The organism is Pseudomonas sp. YY-1, from assembly GCF_002843095.1.
GTDB classification, from domain to species: Bacteria; Pseudomonadota; Gammaproteobacteria; order Pseudomonadales; family Pseudomonadaceae; genus Aquipseudomonas; species Aquipseudomonas sediminis_A.
The window spans coordinates 197,632-213,604 of the sequence record NZ_PJLX01000007.1 but is presented as its reverse complement, the minus strand read 5'-3'; the positions used below and the strand labels follow the sequence as shown (position 1 = coordinate 213,604).

19 protein-coding genes are annotated in these 15,973 nt (G+C 63.0%); 13 read left to right on the top strand and 6 right to left on the bottom strand.

Annotation, left to right across the window (positions count from 1 at the left end):
• Nucleotides 1-25 precede the first annotated feature (25 nt).
• From CXP40_RS12530 to CXP40_RS12510, 5 genes are all read left to right on the top strand, one after another.
• Entirely contained in the window at nt 26-325 is a 300-nt protein-coding gene (locus CXP40_RS12530; RefSeq protein ID WP_074940120.1) for a YciI family protein, read from the top strand.
• Between the two features lie 41 nt (nt 326-366).
• Nucleotides 367-741 carry a translation initiation factor 2 (IF-2, GTPase) gene (locus tag CXP40_RS12525; protein ID WP_106733981.1) on the top strand — a complete coding sequence of 125 codons (375 nt, stop codon included), beginning with the start codon at nt 367-369 and terminating at the stop codon, nt 739-741.
• A gap of 3 nt (nt 742-744) precedes the next feature.
• Nucleotides 745-1,422: a response regulator transcription factor gene (locus tag CXP40_RS12520; protein WP_099525356.1), complete on the top strand. Its 678-nt coding sequence runs from the start codon at nt 745-747 to the stop codon at nt 1,420-1,422.
• A gap of 277 nt (nt 1,423-1,699) precedes the next feature.
• Nucleotides 1,700-2,113, top strand: coding sequence for a Spy/CpxP family protein refolding chaperone (locus CXP40_RS12515; RefSeq protein ID WP_106733980.1), 414 nt, complete (start codon nt 1,700-1,702; stop codon nt 2,111-2,113).
• Nucleotides 2,114-2,176: 63 nt separating this feature from the next.
• A complete protein-coding gene (locus CXP40_RS12510; RefSeq protein WP_106733979.1) occupies nt 2,177-3,505 on the top strand; it encodes a HAMP domain-containing sensor histidine kinase in 1,329 nt (442 codons plus the stop codon).
• Between the two features lie 12 nt (nt 3,506-3,517).
• Here the strand turns inward: CXP40_RS12510 and CXP40_RS12505 are convergent, their stop codons facing one another.
• The gene (locus CXP40_RS12505) at nt 3,518-4,078 is read right to left on the bottom strand and encodes a nitroreductase family protein (protein ID WP_106733978.1); all 561 of its coding nucleotides are present in this window, start codon (nt 4,076-4,078) and stop codon (nt 3,518-3,520) included.
• A 312-nt stretch (nt 4,079-4,390) separates the two neighbouring features.
• Entirely contained in the window at nt 4,391-4,762 is a 372-nt protein-coding gene (locus CXP40_RS12500) for a YkgJ family cysteine cluster protein (protein WP_037002400.1), read from the bottom strand.
• 150 nt (nt 4,763-4,912) lie between these two features.
• Between CXP40_RS12500 and CXP40_RS12495 the strand changes: the two genes are divergently transcribed.
• On the top strand, nt 4,913-6,367 hold the full coding sequence (locus CXP40_RS12495) for a TrkH family potassium uptake protein (RefSeq protein WP_106733977.1): 1,455 nt from the start codon (nt 4,913-4,915) through the stop codon (nt 6,365-6,367).
• A 3-nt stretch (nt 6,368-6,370) separates the two neighbouring features.
• The gene (locus CXP40_RS12490) at nt 6,371-7,825 is read left to right on the top strand and encodes a TrkH family potassium uptake protein (RefSeq protein WP_106733976.1); all 1,455 of its coding nucleotides are present in this window, start codon (nt 6,371-6,373) and stop codon (nt 7,823-7,825) included.
• Nucleotides 7,826-7,839: 14 nt separating this feature from the next.
• Here the strand turns inward: CXP40_RS12490 and CXP40_RS12485 are convergent, their stop codons facing one another.
• Nucleotides 7,840-8,853, bottom strand: a complete 1,014-nt coding sequence (locus CXP40_RS12485) for an AraC family transcriptional regulator (RefSeq protein ID WP_106734024.1) — start codon at nt 8,851-8,853, stop codon at nt 7,840-7,842.
• A gap of 130 nt (nt 8,854-8,983) precedes the next feature.
• Here CXP40_RS12485 and CXP40_RS12480 point away from each other — a divergent pair, with 130 nt between their 5' ends.
• The 3 genes from CXP40_RS12480 (at nt 8,984) to CXP40_RS12470 (ending at nt 11,503) form a co-directional block, all read left to right on the top strand.
• Complete coding sequence (locus CXP40_RS12480) at nt 8,984-9,301, top strand: Mpo1-like protein (protein ID WP_106733975.1); 318 nt, start codon at nt 8,984-8,986, stop codon at nt 9,299-9,301.
• Between the two features lie 67 nt (nt 9,302-9,368).
• Entirely contained in the window at nt 9,369-9,956 is a 588-nt protein-coding gene (locus CXP40_RS12475) for an HD domain-containing protein (RefSeq protein ID WP_106733974.1), read from the top strand.
• 158 nt (nt 9,957-10,114) lie between these two features.
• The gene (locus CXP40_RS12470) at nt 10,115-11,503 is read left to right on the top strand and encodes an adenylate/guanylate cyclase domain-containing protein (RefSeq protein ID WP_106733973.1); all 1,389 of its coding nucleotides are present in this window, start codon (nt 10,115-10,117) and stop codon (nt 11,501-11,503) included.
• A gap of 85 nt (nt 11,504-11,588) precedes the next feature.
• Here the strand turns inward: CXP40_RS12470 and CXP40_RS12465 are convergent, their stop codons facing one another.
• Complete coding sequence (locus tag CXP40_RS12465; RefSeq protein WP_106733972.1) at nt 11,589-12,629, bottom strand: glycosyltransferase family 1 protein; 1,041 nt, start codon at nt 12,627-12,629, stop codon at nt 11,589-11,591.
• Complete coding sequence (locus CXP40_RS12460; RefSeq protein ID WP_106733971.1) at nt 12,626-13,444, bottom strand: UDP-2,3-diacylglucosamine diphosphatase; 819 nt, start codon at nt 13,442-13,444, stop codon at nt 12,626-12,628. The genes CXP40_RS12465 and CXP40_RS12460 overlap by 4 nt, the downstream gene beginning before the upstream one ends.
• Nucleotides 13,445-13,578: 134 nt before the next feature.
• Here CXP40_RS12460 and CXP40_RS12455 point away from each other — a divergent pair, with 134 nt between their 5' ends.
• The 3 genes from CXP40_RS12455 to CXP40_RS12445 all read left to right on the top strand — a co-directional run bounded on the left by CXP40_RS12455 (nt 13,579) and on the right by CXP40_RS12445 (nt 15,661).
• Entirely contained in the window at nt 13,579-14,325 is a 747-nt protein-coding gene (locus CXP40_RS12455) for an AraC family transcriptional regulator (RefSeq protein WP_106733970.1), read from the top strand.
• Between the two features lie 152 nt (nt 14,326-14,477).
• A complete protein-coding gene (locus CXP40_RS12450; protein WP_106733969.1) occupies nt 14,478-14,813 on the top strand; it encodes a tRNA-binding protein in 336 nt (111 codons plus the stop codon).
• The gene (locus CXP40_RS12445; protein WP_106733968.1) at nt 14,810-15,661 is read left to right on the top strand and encodes a DMT family transporter; all 852 of its coding nucleotides are present in this window, start codon (nt 14,810-14,812) and stop codon (nt 15,659-15,661) included. The genes CXP40_RS12450 and CXP40_RS12445 overlap by 4 nt, the downstream gene beginning before the upstream one ends.
• Nucleotides 15,662-15,671: 10 nt before the next feature.
• Here CXP40_RS12445 and CXP40_RS12440 read toward each other — a convergent pair whose 3' ends face one another.
• Nucleotides 15,672-15,953 carry a SelT/SelW/SelH family protein gene (locus CXP40_RS12440; protein WP_106733967.1) on the bottom strand — a complete coding sequence of 94 codons (282 nt, stop codon included), beginning with the start codon at nt 15,951-15,953 and terminating at the stop codon, nt 15,672-15,674.
• Nucleotides 15,954-15,973: the final 20 nt, after the last annotated feature.

Below are 15,973 nucleotides of genomic sequence, written 5' to 3'. Positions count from 1 at the left end.
GCTTCGACCCCAAATAAGGATTGAGATGCTCTACGCCATCATCGCCACCGACGTCGAAAACTCCCTGGAAAATCGCCTGGCCACCCGCCCCGCTCATCTCGCTCGCCTGGAGCAGTTGAAGCAGGAAGGCCGCCTGCTGCTGGCCGGCCCGCATCCGGCCGTCGACAGCAACGATCCGGGCCCAGCAGGGTTCAGTGGCAGCCTGGTGGTTGCCGAGTTCGACTCCCTCGAAGCTGCGCAGAAATGGGCCGACGCCGACCCATATCGAACCGCCGGTGTGTATGCCAACGTTCTGGTCAAACCCTTCAAGAAAGTACTGCCCTGAAAGAGTTCTACCAACGCTGCTCTCGCACACAAGGAATCGCGATGCGCTCGATCCCGCTGTCCCTGCTGGTCACCGTGATGCTGACTTGTGCTTCGGTACAGGCAGAAGAACAACCCTCTGAGCCATCTGCCCCTGCAGCGCCGCTCGACACCCAGGCGCTGGAACAGCGCCTGGCGCAAAGTGAGCAATTGCGCAACGAGCAGGAAGCGAGCAGCGCCGTGCAACTGCAACGCCTGCGCCAGGAAAACCAGCGCCTGCGCATGCAACTGAAGGAAAGCCAGGCTCAGGCTCAACCTCGCCTGCTCAGCGAAGAACAGACCTGGTTCGCCGTTGGCGCCGCCCTGAGCCTGATCTCGATGATATTCGGCGCCCTGTTGCGCGGCTCTCGCAAGACCCGTCGCGAGTGGATCAACTAACCCATGAACCGACTACTGCTGATCGATGATGATCAGGAACTCTGCGAGCTGCTGACCCGCTGGCTGACCCAGGAAGGCTTTCAGGTCACGGCTTGCCACGATGCCGGCGGCGCCCGCCAGGCCCTCGTTACACACGCGCCTGAGGCCGTGGTACTAGACGTCATGCTGCCGGACGGCAGCGGCCTGGAGCTGCTCAAGCAATTGCGTGGCGAGCATCCGGAACTGCCAGTGCTGATGCTCTCGGCCAGGGGCGAACCCCTGGATCGCATCCTTGGCCTGGAGCTAGGCGCCGATGACTACCTGGCCAAGCCTTGTGACCCTCGCGAGCTGACCGCACGCCTGCGCGCTGTGCTGCGCCGCACCGTGCCCGCACCGGCAAGCAGCCAGTTGGAGCTGGGCGACCTCCGCTTCAGCCCCAATCGCGGGGTGGTCAGTATTGGCGAACATGACGTTCCCCTGACGCTTTCCGAAAGCCGCCTGCTGGAGGCCCTGCTGCAGCAGCCGGGCGAGCCAGTGGACAAACAGGCCCTGGCGCAACTCGCCCTGGGCCGCAAATTGACGCTGTATGACCGTAGCCTGGACATGCACGTCAGCAACCTTCGCAAGAAGCTCGGCCCGCACCCGGATGGCCGCCCACGCATTCTCGCCTTGCGCAGTCGTGGCTATTACTACGCGCAGTGACTGCCTGGCGCAGCGTAAATAACCCGCAACATCGCCTTTACCCAAGCTTTACCCACACCTGACTGCCCTTGACCTTGACCGCCGCATAATGAGCCCATCCGGTACTTACCGGCCTCGGAACCTGTTTACGACCTGCTGCGCGTCGGCCCTGCTGCGTTGAAAACAGACTCGGAATGCTCATGTACAACAGTACACTCCGCTTCCTCGTCTGTTTTCGCCTTGCATGACTCTAGCTCGCTAGATCGTAAAACAGGTTCTCAAGACAAGGAGAATCACCATGCGTAAGACCCTCACCGCCCTGCTGCTCGCTGCCACCCTGCCGACCCTGGCTTTCGCCATGCCCATGCAAGACGGTGGCCCCCGCCACCACGACCGCGGCCCCGGCATGTTCAAGGAGCTGAACCTGAGCAAGGAACAGCGCCAGGAATTTCGCAAACTGATGGGCGATCAGATGAAAACCCATCGCGACATCACCAAGCGCTACCTGGACAAGCTGCCGGAAGCCGAAAAGCAGGCCATGAAGAAGGAATTGGACAAGGCGCGCGCCGACCAGCACAAGGCCCTGCGTGACCTGCTCAACCCCGAGCAGCAGAAGGCCTTCGACGAGCACCAGAAAAAAATGGAAGCCCGTCGCGCCGAGATGGCCGAATTCAAGGCCTGGAAGGCTGAGAAGGACAGCAAGACCAACTGATCGACGCCCCTAAACCCGCCGCCGCGCTCTCAGAGCCCGGCGGCTTTTGCATGAGGAATTACCGTGCGTTCACTGTTCTGGCGCATTCTGGCGACTTTCTGGCTGGGCATCGCACTGGTCGCCGGCCTGTCGCTGCTACTGGGTCGCGCCCTCAATCAGGACGCCTGGATTCTAAGCCTGCACCCAGGCCTGGATGGCCTCGACAGCAAATGGGTCAAGCGCTACGAACAGCAGGGGCCAGCAGCCGCCCAGGACTTTCTCGAACAGCGCAAACGCAAATACCGCATCGACACGCAAGTGCTTGGCGAGAGCGGCCAGCAACTGGTCAAAGGCACTTTTCCGTCCCGTGCCGCAGCCTTCGAGGCGCGTCAAGGCGACGACCGTCGCTTGCCCTGGCGGCGTCTGACCGCCGAATACACCAGCCCGGAAAGCGGCGAAAGCTACCTGTTCATCTACCGAATTCCACACCCGGAACTGGCAGCCTGGCACCGCGGCAGCCTCTTCTGGCCACTCAGCGCCATCGCTATTGCCCTGGTGGTGCTGACGCTGTTCAGCCTGATGCTGACGCTGTCGATCACCCGCCCACTGGACCGCTTGCGCGGCGCCGTGCATGACCTCGGCCAGACCGCCTATCAGCAGAACAGCCTGGCTCGTCTGGCCACCCGCCGCGACGAGCTGGGCCTGCTGGCCAAGGACTTCAACCGCATGGGCGAGCGACTGCAGGGCTTGATCGGCAGCCAGCGCCAGTTACTGCGCGATGTTTCCCACGAATTGCGCTCGCCCCTAGCGCGACTGCGTATTGCACTGGCATTGGCAGAGCGCGCCGATGCTGCAGAGCGAGAAAGGCTGTGGCCACGCCTGAGTCAGGAGTGTGACCGGCTGGAGGCGCTGATCAGCGAAATTCTTGCCTTGGCGCGCCTGGATGCAGACCCGGGCGATGCGCGCCCCGTCGATCTGGCCGCCCTGCTCGGCAAACTGCAGGAAGACGCTCGCCTGACCGCCCCACAGCAACAGTTGCAGATCGATCTCGACCCCGCGGCACGCCTGGAAGGCTGGCCAGACATGCTGGAACGCGCGCTGGACAACCTGCTACGCAATGCCTTGCGCTTCAGCCCAGCGGATCAGCCTGTCGTCATCAGCATGCAGCGCCAGGGTGCAAGCGTCACGCTGAGCGTGCGCGACCATGGCCCTGGCGTGGCCAGCGAGCACCTGCAGCAGTTGGGCAAACCTTTCTTTCGTGCACCCGGTCAAAGCAGCACCGGCCACGGCCTCGGGCTGGCCATCGCACGCCGGGCCGCGCAGCGCCATGGCGGCGAGCTACTGCTGGCCAACCATCCAGAAGGCGGCTTCATTGCCACGCTCAGCCTGCCGGCCAGGCAGCAGGCAGGCTGAAGCGCGTGTCGATCAGCCCTGCCAGGCGCTGACGAAATCCTCGACGACCATTTCCGGGACGCGGCGCAGCTCACGCTCCGGTGTGCCGAGGTAGAGATAGGCGATGATCTGTTCGTCCGCCGCCAGGCCCAGGCCTTTGCCCACGTGGGCGTTGTAGGCCATGTCGCCGGTGCGCCACACCGCGCCTATGCCCTGAGCATGAGCCGCCAGCAGCATGCCGTGAGCCGCACAGCCAGCCGCGATCACCTGCTCGGAGGCCGGCACCTTGGGATGAGCCTGCACGCGAGCGATCACCACCACCAGCAATGGCGCGCGCAGCGGCATGCCACGCGCTTTGTTCAGCGCCTCCGGCGCGGCCTGTGCATCGGCGACCTGCAGGGCTTCGGCGAACAGTTCGCCCATGCGCTCACGCGCCGCCCCCTCGATCGTCAGAAAACGCCAGGGACGCAGTTGGCCATGATCCGGGGCGCGCAGGGCGGCACGAAACATCAGGTCACGCTGCGCGGCATCCGGGGCTGGTTCGACCAAACGAGGAACAGAAACACGGTTGAGCAGAGCGTCGAGAGCTTCCATCGGCCACCTCCAAAAACAAAGATGGCGCATTCTCAATGCTGCAAGCTGCAAGCTGCAAGCTCAGCGGTATGCAAGAGTCTTGTAGGAGCCGCGCCTCGCGGCGAATCGCAAACACACCGTAAAGCAAAAGGCTTCGCCCCGGGGCGGGGCTCCTACGCAAACGCCGCAGGCACCGCATCGCCTTGTAGGAGCGGCGCCCCGCCGCGAATCGAGGGAACGCCGCAATGGCAACGCTTCGCCCCCAGACACCCTCCGCAAACGCGCTTCGGCTGTCCAGACGATGCCCTGCTTTACCTGCGTTTTGAGCTGCCGTCAGGCGACGCGGTCAGGCGATATCACCGGCTGCACCGGCGGAGTGAGCGGTGGCAGACCGTAAGCCTTGCGCGCATCGTCGCAACGCGGGTTGTGCTCACCGTTCGCCCATGACGCTTCGAACTCGCGGCAGCTACTCGAACGTTGTTCATACATGGTGCAACGCACCCCACAACCGACATCGCCCAACAGTTGCGTGCAACGTGCCGGTTTGCTCTCCGTGCCACGCATGGCGACGTAGTGAGGGCTGATCTGGATAACCTGCTCATCCGGCACGCTACCGCCCGCGGATTGGCACTCGCCCCAGAAGAAGGACACACGAAAAAACGCGCAGCAGGCGCCGCACGTGAGGCAAGGATTAGCTTCGGACATTTGGGGAGGACTCGGAAACCGACGGACGTCGGCAACTGGCGGCTATTCTATGCTTGGCGATGCGCTTGTAAAGCCCCTTGGTGCAGCGGTTTACAGCCGCCCGTCCACGGGTAGAATGGCGCACTTTTACAATCCGCCAGAGCCCCCTAAATGGCCTTGCCGACGCTACGTACCATCGGTTTCATCATCGGCATATTCCTGATTACCCTGGCGATCAGCATGGCCATTCCGATGCTGACGCTGCTGATCTTCGAGCACCCGGAAGATCTCAACGCTTTCCTCTGGTCCAGCCTGATCACCCTGATCACAGGTCTCGCTCTGGTGGCTCCCGGTCGACCGCAGAACGCTCAGCTGCGCCCGCGAGACATGTACCTGCTAACCACCGGTAGCTGGACCGTGGTGTGCGCCTTCGCCGCGCTGCCGTTGATGCTGATTGCACATATCAGTTACACCGACGCCATCTTCGAAACCATGTCCGGCATCACCACCACCGGCTCCACCGTACTGGTTGGCCTGGACAGCATGTCACCCGGCATCCTGATCTGGCGCTCGATGCTGCATTGGCTCGGCGGTATCGGCTTCATCGGCATGGCCGTGGCGATTCTGCCGCTGCTGCGCGTCGGTGGCATGCGCCTGTTCCAGACCGAATCCTCGGACTGGGGCGAAAAGGTGATGCCCCGCTCGCACATGGCGGCCAAGTACCTGTTGCTGATCTACCTGGCCCTCACCCTGCTGGGTTTCCTGGCGTTCTGGGCGGCGGGCATGAGCCCCTTCGAGGCCATCAATCACTCCATGGCGTCGATCTCCACGGGTGGCTTCTCGACTTCCGATTCGTCGCTGGCACACTGGCCACAGCCTGCCGTGCATTGGACGGCGGTGGTATTGATGCTGCTCGGCGGCATGCCGTTCATGCTTTACGTCGCCTTTATTCGCGGCAATCGCAACGCCCTGTTCAAAGACCATCAGGTTCGCGGCTTCATCGGTTTTCTGCTGCTGACCTGGCTGGTCTTCGGCACCTGGCTGTGGATCAACTCGGACTACGCCTGGCTCGACGCCTTTCGTATCGTCGCGGTAAACGTCACCTCGGTGGTCACCACCACCGGCTTCGCCCTCGGCGACTACACCACCTGGGGCAGCTTCGCCGTGCTGCTGTTCTTCTACCTGACCTTCGTCGGCGGCTGCTCCGGCTCCACCGCAGGCGGCCTGAAGATCTTCCGCTTCCAGGTCGCCTACGTGCTGCTCAAGGCCAACCTGATGCAGCTGGTGCACCCGCGTGCGGTGATCAAGCAGCAGTACAACAACCACAATCTCGATGAAGAGATCGTGCGCTCGATGATCACCTTCTCCTTCTTCTTCACGATCACCATCGGCGTGCTGGCCCTGGCCCTGACCCTTACCGGCCTGGATTGGGTCACCGCGCTGACCGGCGCTGCCACCGCGGTGTGCAACGTCGGCCCCGGCCTTGGCCCTATCATCGGCCCGGCCGGCAACTTCGCCAGCCTGCCGGATTCAGCCAAGTGGCTGCTCAGTGCCGGCATGCTGCTGGGCCGCCTGGAAATTCTGACCGTGCTGGTGCTGATCACCCGCAGCTTCTGGAAACACTGACCGATGCCTTTAGCCAGCCTGCGCATCCTCGCCTTCATCAACGGCATTTTCCTCATCACTCTGGCACTGAGCATGCTGGTGCCGGTGGTCACCCTGTTGATTTTCGAGCAACCACAGAAGATCAATGCCTTCCTCTGGTCGAGCCTGATCACCGCACTCGTCGGCATCGCCATGATCGCCCAGGGCAGACCCAAACAAACGCAACTGCGCCCACGCGACATGTACATGCTGACGGTGTCGAGCTGGGTGATGGTATCGATCTTCGCTGCGCTGCCATTCATGTTCGCCGAACGCGCAAGCATTACCGACGCGTACTTCGAGAGCATGTCCGGCATTACCGCCACCGGCGCCACCGTATTCAGCGGCCTCGACGACATGTCTCCAGGTACCCTGATCTGGCGTTCGCTGCTGCACTGGCTGGGCGGCATAGGCTTCATCGGCATGGCCGTGGCGATCTTGCCGATCCTGCGCATCGGTGGCATGCGCCTGTTCCAGACCGAGTCCTCGGACCGTTCGGAAAAGGTCATGCCGCGCTCACACATGGTCGCCAAGTACATGGTGCTGGCCTACGTCGGCCTCAGCACCTTCGCCGTACTGGCCTTCTGGTTGGCAGGCATGGGCGTGTTCGATGCGATCAACCACGCCATGTCGGCGATCGCCACCGGTGGTTTCTCCACCTCGGACGCGTCGCTGGGTAAATGGCAGCAGCCTGCGGTTCACTGGGTCGCCATCGTGGTGATGGTGCTCGGCAGCCTGCCGTTCGTGCTCTACGTCAGCACGTTACGTGGCAACTACCGCGCACTGATTCGCGATGCGCAAGTGCGTGGCTTTCTGCTGCTGCTGGTGGGTAGCTGGTTCGTGCTGGCTGGCTGGAAATGGTTCACCACCGATCTGTATTGGCTCGATGCACTGCGCCTGGTGGCGGTGAACATTACCTCGATCATGAGCACCACCGGCTTCGCCGTGGGTGATTACCACCTGTGGGGCCCCTTCGCCAGCATGATGTTCTTCTACCTGGGCTTCGTTGGCGGGTGCTCCGGCTCTACCGCAGGCGGCCTGAAGATCTTCCGTTTCCAGGTCGCCTACATCCTGCTCAAGGCCAACCTCAAGCAGCTCATCCACCCGCGCGCCGTGATCAAGCAGCAGTACAACCATCACCGGCTGGATGAAGACATCGTTCGTTCGATCCTGGCCTTCGCCTTCTTCTACACCATCACCATCGCCACGCTGGCCCTGGCAGTAGCGATGTGCGGCGTGGACTGGATCACCGCCCTGACCGGCGCGGCGGCGATGGTCTCCGGTGTTGGCCCGGGCATGGGTGAGATGGTCGGCCCGGCCGGCAACTACGCCACCATTCCCGATACGGCCAAGTGGCTACTGAGCCTGGGTATGCTGCTCGGGCGCCTGGAAATCCTCACGGTGCTGGTGCTGTTGTTCCCCGCCTTCTGGCGCCATTGAGTGGTTGATGGACCTTAACCGGCCAGCCCACGACGACTGCGATACTCACCGGGCGTTTCTCCGAACCAGCGGCGAAACGCCCTGAAGAAGTTGCTCGGGTCGGCAAAGCCCAGCAGATAAGCAACCTCCAGCAACGTCAGGTCGACCTGGCCAAGATACTGCTCAGCCAACTCTCGGCGCGTGTCGTCGAGCAGTTGCTGATAGCTGGTGCCCTCCTCCTGCAGGCGTCGCTGCAAGGTGCGCTGCGACAGATGAAGCGCCTGTGCCACCACCTCACGGCGTGGCTCGCCCTGCGGCAACAGGCGACACAGTACCTGGCGCGCCTGATGGGTGACACGGCTACTGCAGAAACGCGCCAGGTACTCCCCAGCAAAACGGTCATGCAGTTGCGCAAGCGCCTCATTGGCACTGGGCAGCGGCGCCTCAAGATCGGCACGGTCGAAGATCAGTTCATAACGCTCGGTGTTGAACTTCAATGGCGCCTGGAACACCTGCTGATAAGGCGCCAACTCAGCCGGAGCGGGGCCTTGCAGGCGCACCTCGCGTGGGCGGATCGGTTTGCCGGTCATCCAGCGGCAGAACGCCAGGCAATAAGCTATCGAGGCCTCCGCGCTCTGCCGCGCTGGCGGCAGGCGATCGCCGTGAATGGCCAGACTAAGTGCGTAACCGTCGGGTTGCGGCAGGAAATTCAGGTCAGCACCTTCACCGATGATGCGCTGATAGCGGACCAGACGAGTGAAACCGTCACGCAGGTTGCGGCTGGACATCAGCGCGTAACCCACCACATGAAAGGACGCCGGACGTACCACCTGCGCCATGTTCAGACCGATCGCCGGGTTGCCCGACAGGGCCACTGCGCGCTGCCACAGCCGGGTCATGCCGTCCTGCGGGAAACGTGCATCCGGGTCGTTCAGCGCGGCGTACTCCATGCCCAGCTCGGCGAACAGGCTGACGCAGTCGACGCCGCCCAGCTCCAGCGCCTGCACGATGGCCAATGCCCAGTTGGAAGAGGTGGTTCTTTCACTCATCGTCTTGTTCTTATGATCAATCAGCAAGGCCATGGTTGGCGGCGCAAGGATACTAGACTGGCACTTTAAGTCAGTGGCCGATGGAGACAGCCACCCTACACTCGACCGTGACAATAACAGGAGGTGCGCCATGACCGCCCAGACTACCGAGCGCTACCAGAGCTTCGCCGAGTTCTATCCCTACTACCTGCAGGAGCACAGCAACCCCGTGTGCCGCCGCCTGCACTACGTCGGCAGCCTGCTGGTGCTGACGATCCTCGCCTATGCCCTGCTTACCCAACAATGGTTGTGGCTGCTAGCCATGCCGTTGGCCGGTTACGGCTTCGCCTGGATCGGCCACTTCATCTTCGAGAAGAACCGCCCGGCGACCTTCGATTACCCGCTGTATAGCCTGATGGGCGACTGGGTGATGCTCAAGGATGCCTTTACCGGCCGTATCCGCTTCTAGCCCGCAGCCACACGTGCCGAAGCAAGGGTTGCCGTAACGCCCCAGAACAACAAGAACGAGAAATGCCATGAATAGCCGAGCCCGCTTCACCCATATGCAAGATGGCCAGGCCGAGGATTGGGCCATCATCGCCCAAGACTTCGCCGCCTACGCCGCCGAACTGCCCGCTCGCATCCTCGCCCACCTGCGCCTGCTCGACGGCGATTTCGGTGGTTTTCCGGTCGACCGCCTGACCCACTCGCTGCAGACCGCCAGCCGCGCCCATCGCGACGGCCGTGACGAGGAGTACGTGATCTGCGCGCTGCTGCACGATATTGGCGATACGCTCGGCAGCTACAACCACCCAGACATTGCCGCGGCTATCCTCAAACCTTTCGTCAGTGCCGAGAACCATTGGATGGTGGAGAAACACGGCATCTTCCAGGGCTATTACTTCTTCCACCACCTGGGCATGGATCGCCACCTGCGCGAGCAATTCAAGGACCACCCGCAATACCAGGCGACCATCGACTTCTGTGCCACGTACGACGCGGCTGCCTTCGACCCCGACTACGAAAGCTTGCCGCTGAGTTTCTTCGAACCCATGCTGCAGCGCGTGTTCGCCCGGCCGAAGAACTCCATCTACCTGGCCGCCATGGACAGCACCAGCACCTGACCGCTGGCCTCTGCTGCGCCACCGTTCGGCGGCCGTGCTTGGCTGGCCGCCACCCCCTTGGTTATGATCCCCGCCCAGCGAGCCTCTGGCTCAGGTCTTGCAGACCAGCCAGGCGTCCAGTAGAGACGCCAGAAATCCAGCAGGGACAGTTCCAGCAGATGAAGCCAGCAACCCCCAGCCGTGCCAACGGGCTGCCGACGCCGCCGTTGCGCGAATACTATTCGCGCGTACTGGCCTATATCGCCACGGCTGCCAGCATCGCCGCCGGCACCTACGTGGGGCACTTCGGCTACGACATCCTGTGGATGGTGCCCTACGCCCTGCTCTATCCCCATCTGGCGCACAACCTGAGCCGCCGCTTCAAACGCGACTACCCCGCGCAGACCGATCTTGCCCTGCTGTTCTTCGACGCCCTGCATGCTGGCGCGGCCTGCGTGCTGCTCGGTTTCTCCGCCGTACCCAGCCTGATGTTCCTGCTGATTCTCTGCTTCAGCGCTTTGGTCATCGGCGGCGTGCGCTACCTAGGCCTGGGACTGCTGGTGGCCGCCAGCGGCATGGCATTGTGCGCCGCGCTGGTGGGCGTTCATCCCAATACCGACACTCCAACGCTGGTGGCGCTGGTCAGCATCCTCTTCGCCACCCTGTACATCTGCATTACCGCTTATTTCGTCAACCAGCAAGGGCTGCGCCTGGCCCAGGTGCGCAGCGAGATCAAGCGTGAGCAGGAGAAGGCCGCACGCCTGGCGCGCAACCTGGCCAAATACCTGTCCCCACAGGTCTGGGAATCGATCTTCACCGGCAAGAAAAGCGTGCGCCTGGAAACCCAGCGCAAGAAGCTCACGGTGTTCTTCTCCGACATCAAGGGCTTCACCGAACTGTCGGAAGAGCTGGAAGCCGAAGCACTGACCGACCTGCTCAACACCTACCTCAATGAAATGTCGAAGATCACCCTGAAGTACGGCGGCACCATCGACAAGTTCATCGGTGACTGCGTCATGGTGTTCTTCGGCGACCCCAGCAGCAATGGCGCCAAAAAGGATGCGGTCGCAGCGGTTTCCATGGCCATCGCCATGCGCAAGCACATGAAGGTGCTGCGCCAACAATGGCGCGCCCAGGGCATCACCAAGCCTCTGGAAATTCGCATGGGCCTCAATACCGGCTACTGCACGGTGGGCAACTTCGGCGCCGACACGCGCATGGACTACACCATCATCGGCCGCGACGTGAACCTCGCCAGCCGACTGGAGAGCGCCGCAGAATCCGGCGAGATCCTGATCTCCCACGAGACCTATTCGCTGGTCAAGGACGTGATCATGTGCCGCGACAAGGGCCAGATCACCGTCAAGGGCTTCACCCGCCCGGTGCAGATCTACCAGGTGGTGGACTTCCGCCGCGACCTGGGCGCCACCTCCAGCTACGTCGAGCACGAGCTGCCGGGCTTCTCCATGTACCTGGACACCAACGGTATTCAGAACTTCGACAAGGAGCGAGTGATCCAGGCGCTCAACCAGGCCGCCGAAAAGCTGCGCGACAAGGTCATTCTCTGACGCGCACAACCTGAGCTCGATTCGCGGCTGAAGCCGCTCCTACATCCTCCCCTGTGGGAGCGGCTTCAGCCGCGATAAAGATCGCTCACAACGCAGTATCCGGTAACGCCTCATCCAACCCCACCGGCTCACCGTCGATAAGCGGCTGCAACGCCAGAAACTCCAGCGCCGAGGCGCGCCAGGACTGCGCTGCCGCCAGTTCTGCGCAACGCTTCCTATCCAACTCCAGCGCCGCCAGGCAGGCGACGCGCAGATCCTCGTCCATCACGCCACTAGACCCCTGCTGCAGCACGTCCAGCGGCCCAGCCACCGGAAACGCGGCCACGGGCGTACCGCAAGCCAGTGCTTCCAGCATCACCAGGCCATAGGTATCAGTGCGCGAAGGAAAGACCAGCACCGAGGCATCCTGATAGGCCTCGGCCAACGCCTGGCCATGGCGATAGCCGAGAAAGCGCACCAGAGGATACTGCTGCTGCAACGCCTCACGCTGCGGGCCGTCACCGACCACGCGCTTCTCACCCGGTAACTCCAGATCGAGAAAGGCCTGCAGGTTCTTTTCCGGGGCGATGCGTCCGACGTAGAGAAACACCGGTTGCCCAGGTCGGAGGCGCGTCTCGTCCGGCCGAAACAGCCGGGTATCCACACCTTTGCGCCACAGTTGCAGCCGTTGCAGAGCCCAGCCGGCGAACTCTTCACGCAAGCGCTCGGTGGTCACCAGGACGGCTTGGCTGGGGCGATGAAAAACGCGTAGGAAGGCATACCCCCAACGCGGCGCAATCCACGGCCAGCGTGTGCTGACGTACTCCGGGAAGCGCGTATGGATCGCCGTGGAAAACGCCAGCCCACGCTTGACCAGCCAACGCCGTGCTGCCCACCCCAGCGGTCCCTCGGTCGCGAGGTGTACGCAGTCCGGGCGAAAGTCGCGAATCGCCGCACCCACGCGCCACAGATCCCATACCAGCGGAATCTCCGGATAAGTGGGGCACGGCACGGCGCGAAAATCGGCGGGCGACAGCAGCTTGACCTGATGCCCCAGCCCACGCAGTTCGCCGACCAGCGCAGCCAGACTGGTGACCACGCCATTGACCTGAGGCGCCCAGGCGTCGGTGACGATGAGTACCCTCATGCACCGGTCTCGAGGACGATGGCCTGCTCCTCGCAGGCCTGCTGCGCCTGAGCTTCGGCCAGACGATAAAGCTCGATCTGCCCATCCCAGTGCTCGATCAGCGCCGTACAGGACTCCACCCAGTCACCGCAGTTCATGTATTCCACGCCACTCACCTGGCGAATCTCGGCATGGTGAATATGGCCGCAAACCACGCCCTGCAGCCCGCGCTTGACGCACTCATGAGCGATCGCTTCTTCGAAGTCGCTGATGAAGTTCACCGCCGTCTTGACCTTGTGCTTGAGGTAGGCCGACAGCGACCAGTAACCGTAGCCCCAGCGGCTGCGCCAGTGATTGAGCCAGCGATTGAGGGTCAGGGTGAACTCGTAGGCCGAGTCGCCGAGAAAGGCCAGCCAGCGGTGATAGCGGGTGATCACGTCGAACTGGTCGCCATGGATTACCAGCAGTTGCCGACCATCGGCCGTGACGTGCACGGCCTCGTCGACCAGCTGGATATTGCCCAGCAGCAGGCTGGAGTAGCGGCGCAGGAATTCGTCGTGGTTGCCGGTGACGTAGATCACCTCGGTGCCGCGCTTGCTCATGGTCAGCAGGCGGCGGATCACATTGGTGTGCGCCTGCGGCCAGTAGATGCCGCCACGCAGCTTCCAGCCATCGATGATGTCGCCTACCAGGTAGATACGGTCAGCGTGGTAACGCTTGAGAAACGCTGCCAGGTGCTCGGCCTGGCAATCGCGCGTGCCGAGGTGTACGTCGGAAATCCACAGGGTGCGGACACGTTGCTTGCGGCTGGGCTTGGCGAGCTGAGCGCTGGTCATGGGCGACCTCCGGCTGGGTTTAGTCGAGCTTGAGGGGTTGCGGTGAAAGGCTTGTGACGGGAAAAAGACGGTTCCATGACACGGCATTGCCGCGCCCCAGGCGTTACACTGCGGCGGTTGCCGAGGAAACCACCATGCTCCCGATCATGTCCCTGCGTCACTACAGCCACGAAGTGCTCAGCCATAGCCACGACCACGCGCAACTGGTGTTCGGCTTGGCGGGCGAGCTGCAATTCGAAGTGGACGGCCAGGGCAGTCAGGTACTGCGCCATCACCTGGCCGTGGTACCAGCCGAAGCGCGCCACACCTGCGGCAGCCCGCGTGGCAGCCAATGCCTGGTGCTGGACCTGCCGGCCAATGACTGGCTGGAGCGCCAGCTTGGCCACCATGCGAGCGACATCCAGCGTCTGTTGGACAAACCCAACGCACTGCAACTCGATCCCTCGCAGGGGCAGCTGCTCAACTGGCTGGCCAGCAGCCCGATCAATGATCCAATCATCGCTGGCCAGGGTGCGGCCTTGCTGCTCGGCAGCCTGGCCTGCAGCCGCCAGCATGCCGAAGCGCCCGGCTTGCCGCTGACAGCCCTGGATCGCTATATCGAACAGCACGCAGCGCATCCGCTGCAGGTTGCAGATCTGGCACGCCTGGCCGGTCTGTCGGTAGCGCGCTTCCATGCGCGTTTCCTCGCCGAGACCGGGCGCACGCCGATGGAACATATTCGCCAACGGCGCCTGCAACTCGCCGAACAGCTGTTGCGTGGCAGCGACCTGGCGGTTGGCGAAATCGCCGCACGGGTCGGCTACAACTCGCAGAGCGCCTTCACCGCAGCCCTCTCCCGCCACCTGGGCATAACGCCACGGCAATTGCGCCGCACGCGTTAACAAGCACACGAACCGTAGGGTGCACCGGGCACCCGGCCGTTAACGATGCCCGCACGTTGCCTCGATAGCCTGGCGACAAAACTCACCACTCCCGCGACAGACAGCTATCGCACGCAGCCCTAGACTGCGCCGCATCATCGAAGGAGTACCTTATGCAAACCATCGAATGGCAGGATTTCGAGAAGGTGGAGCTGCGCGTCGGCACCATTCGCAACGCTCGTCCCAATGAAAAAGCGCTGAAGCCAGCCTACGTGCTGGAAGTCGATCTCGGCGAACTGGGCATCAAGACCTCCAGCGCCCAGATCACCGCGCATTACGATTGCGACGCGCTGATTGGTCGTCAGGTGCTGTGCGTCTGCAACTTCGCCCCTAAACGAATCGCCGGGGTGCGCTCGGAGGTGCTGGTCACCGGTGTCTATGACAGCGAGAACCGCGTCGTCCTGGCAGGCTTCGACCAGCCACTGCCCAATGGTGCGCGCCTGGCATGACGCAGCGTAACGCCCTGTTGGCGATTCACCTGGGTGCCCTGCTGTTCGGCCTGTCGGGCATCTTCGGCAAACTCGCGGCGACCACGCCGAACATGATTGCAGGCGGCCGCGCACTCTTTGCCGTGCTCGCCCTGGGCCTGGCTGCCACGCTCTGGCGCAGCCGCAATGCGGTGCGTCCTAGCCTGAGGCAGATGGCCCTGCTGGCACTCGGCGGCCTGCTGCTGGGCACGCACTGGGTCACCTTCTTCGAAGCGGTGAAAGTCTCCGGTGTGGCCATCGCCACCCTGGGCTTCGCCAGCTTCCCGGCCTTCACCGTCCTGCTGGAGGGCCTGCTGTTTCGCGAGCGTACCCGCCCCGGCGAGTTCGCCATGGTCGGCGTGGTATGCCTGGGACTGATTCTGGTCACGCCCGAATTCAGCCTGAACAGCGGCGCCACCGTCGGGCTGCTGTGGGCGGTGTTGTCGGGCTTTCTGTTCGCCCTGCTGTCGCTGCTCAACCGCGCCAGCACCCGTGGCCTAGATCCGGTAAAGGCCGCGCTGTACCAGAACATCACGGTGCTGATCTGCTTCCTGCCGCTGGCCTGGCCACTGCTGCCCAGCGTGCGACCGGTGGACTGGCTGTGGCTGGCGATGCTCGGCATCTTTTGCACGGGCCTGGCGCACAGCCTGTTCGTCGCCAGCCTGCGCGTGCTCAAGGCGCGCACCACGGCAGTGATCTTCGCCCTGGAGCCGGTCTACGGAATTCTGTTCGCCTGGTGGCTGTTCAGCGAGCAACCGACCCTGCGCATGCTGGCCGGCGGCCTGCTGATCGTCAGCGCGATCTTCGTTACAGCGCGGATGGCGCGTTGATCCTGAAACTCTAACGGTCGTTGTGGCCCAGATCGCGGGTTGGATCGATCAGATCGCGCACCCGCTGCTTGAGCATCTTGGCCTCAGGGAAGCCACCATCGGCCTTGCGCTCCCAGATCTGCTGGCCATCACAGAGAATACGAAAAACCCCGCCGGTGCCTGGCTCCAGGCTAACCCGGCCCAACTCGTCGGCAAAGGTGCTCAGCAGCTCCTGAGCCAGCCAGGCGGCGCGCAGCAGCCACTGACACTGGGTGCAATAGGTGATGACGATTTCGGGCTTCTGATCGGGCATGGCAGCGGCTCTACTGTGGG

Excerpts from the sequence above, each read along its gene's own strand:
- CXP40_RS12515 (WP_106733980.1), top strand. The coding sequence starts at position 1,700 with ATGCGTAAGACCCTCACCGCCCTGCTGCTCGCTGCCACCCTGCCGACC.
- CXP40_RS12450 (WP_106733969.1), top strand. The coding sequence starts at position 14,478 with ATGCAAACCATCGAATGGCAGGATTTCGAGAAGGTGGAGCTGCGCGTC.
- CXP40_RS12485 (WP_106734024.1), bottom strand. The coding sequence starts at position 8,853 with ATGAGTGAAAGAACCACCTCTTCCAACTGGGCATTGGCCATCGTGCAG.
- CXP40_RS12520 (WP_099525356.1), top strand. The coding sequence starts at position 745 with ATGAACCGACTACTGCTGATCGATGATGATCAGGAACTCTGCGAGCTG.
- CXP40_RS12440 (WP_106733967.1), bottom strand. The coding sequence starts at position 15,953 with ATGCCCGATCAGAAGCCCGAAATCGTCATCACCTATTGCACCCAGTGT.
- CXP40_RS12490 (WP_106733976.1), top strand. The coding sequence starts at position 6,371 with ATGCCTTTAGCCAGCCTGCGCATCCTCGCCTTCATCAACGGCATTTTC.
- CXP40_RS12495 (WP_106733977.1), top strand. The coding sequence starts at position 4,913 with ATGGCCTTGCCGACGCTACGTACCATCGGTTTCATCATCGGCATATTC.
- CXP40_RS12475 (WP_106733974.1), top strand. The coding sequence starts at position 9,369 with ATGAATAGCCGAGCCCGCTTCACCCATATGCAAGATGGCCAGGCCGAG.
- CXP40_RS12505 (WP_106733978.1), bottom strand. The coding sequence starts at position 4,078 with ATGGAAGCTCTCGACGCTCTGCTCAACCGTGTTTCTGTTCCTCGTTTG.
- CXP40_RS12465 (WP_106733972.1), bottom strand. The coding sequence starts at position 12,629 with ATGAGGGTACTCATCGTCACCGACGCCTGGGCGCCTCAGGTCAATGGC.
- CXP40_RS12455 (WP_106733970.1), top strand. The coding sequence starts at position 13,579 with ATGCTCCCGATCATGTCCCTGCGTCACTACAGCCACGAAGTGCTCAGC.
- CXP40_RS12470 (WP_106733973.1), top strand. The coding sequence starts at position 10,115 with ATGAAGCCAGCAACCCCCAGCCGTGCCAACGGGCTGCCGACGCCGCCG.
- CXP40_RS12500 (WP_037002400.1), bottom strand. The coding sequence starts at position 4,762 with ATGTCCGAAGCTAATCCTTGCCTCACGTGCGGCGCCTGCTGCGCGTTT.
- CXP40_RS12530 (WP_074940120.1), top strand. The coding sequence starts at position 26 with ATGCTCTACGCCATCATCGCCACCGACGTCGAAAACTCCCTGGAAAAT.
- CXP40_RS12480 (WP_106733975.1), top strand. The coding sequence starts at position 8,984 with ATGACCGCCCAGACTACCGAGCGCTACCAGAGCTTCGCCGAGTTCTAT.
- CXP40_RS12460 (WP_106733971.1), bottom strand. The coding sequence starts at position 13,444 with ATGACCAGCGCTCAGCTCGCCAAGCCCAGCCGCAAGCAACGTGTCCGC.
- CXP40_RS12525 (WP_106733981.1), top strand. The coding sequence starts at position 367 with ATGCGCTCGATCCCGCTGTCCCTGCTGGTCACCGTGATGCTGACTTGT.
- CXP40_RS12445 (WP_106733968.1), top strand. The coding sequence starts at position 14,810 with ATGACGCAGCGTAACGCCCTGTTGGCGATTCACCTGGGTGCCCTGCTG.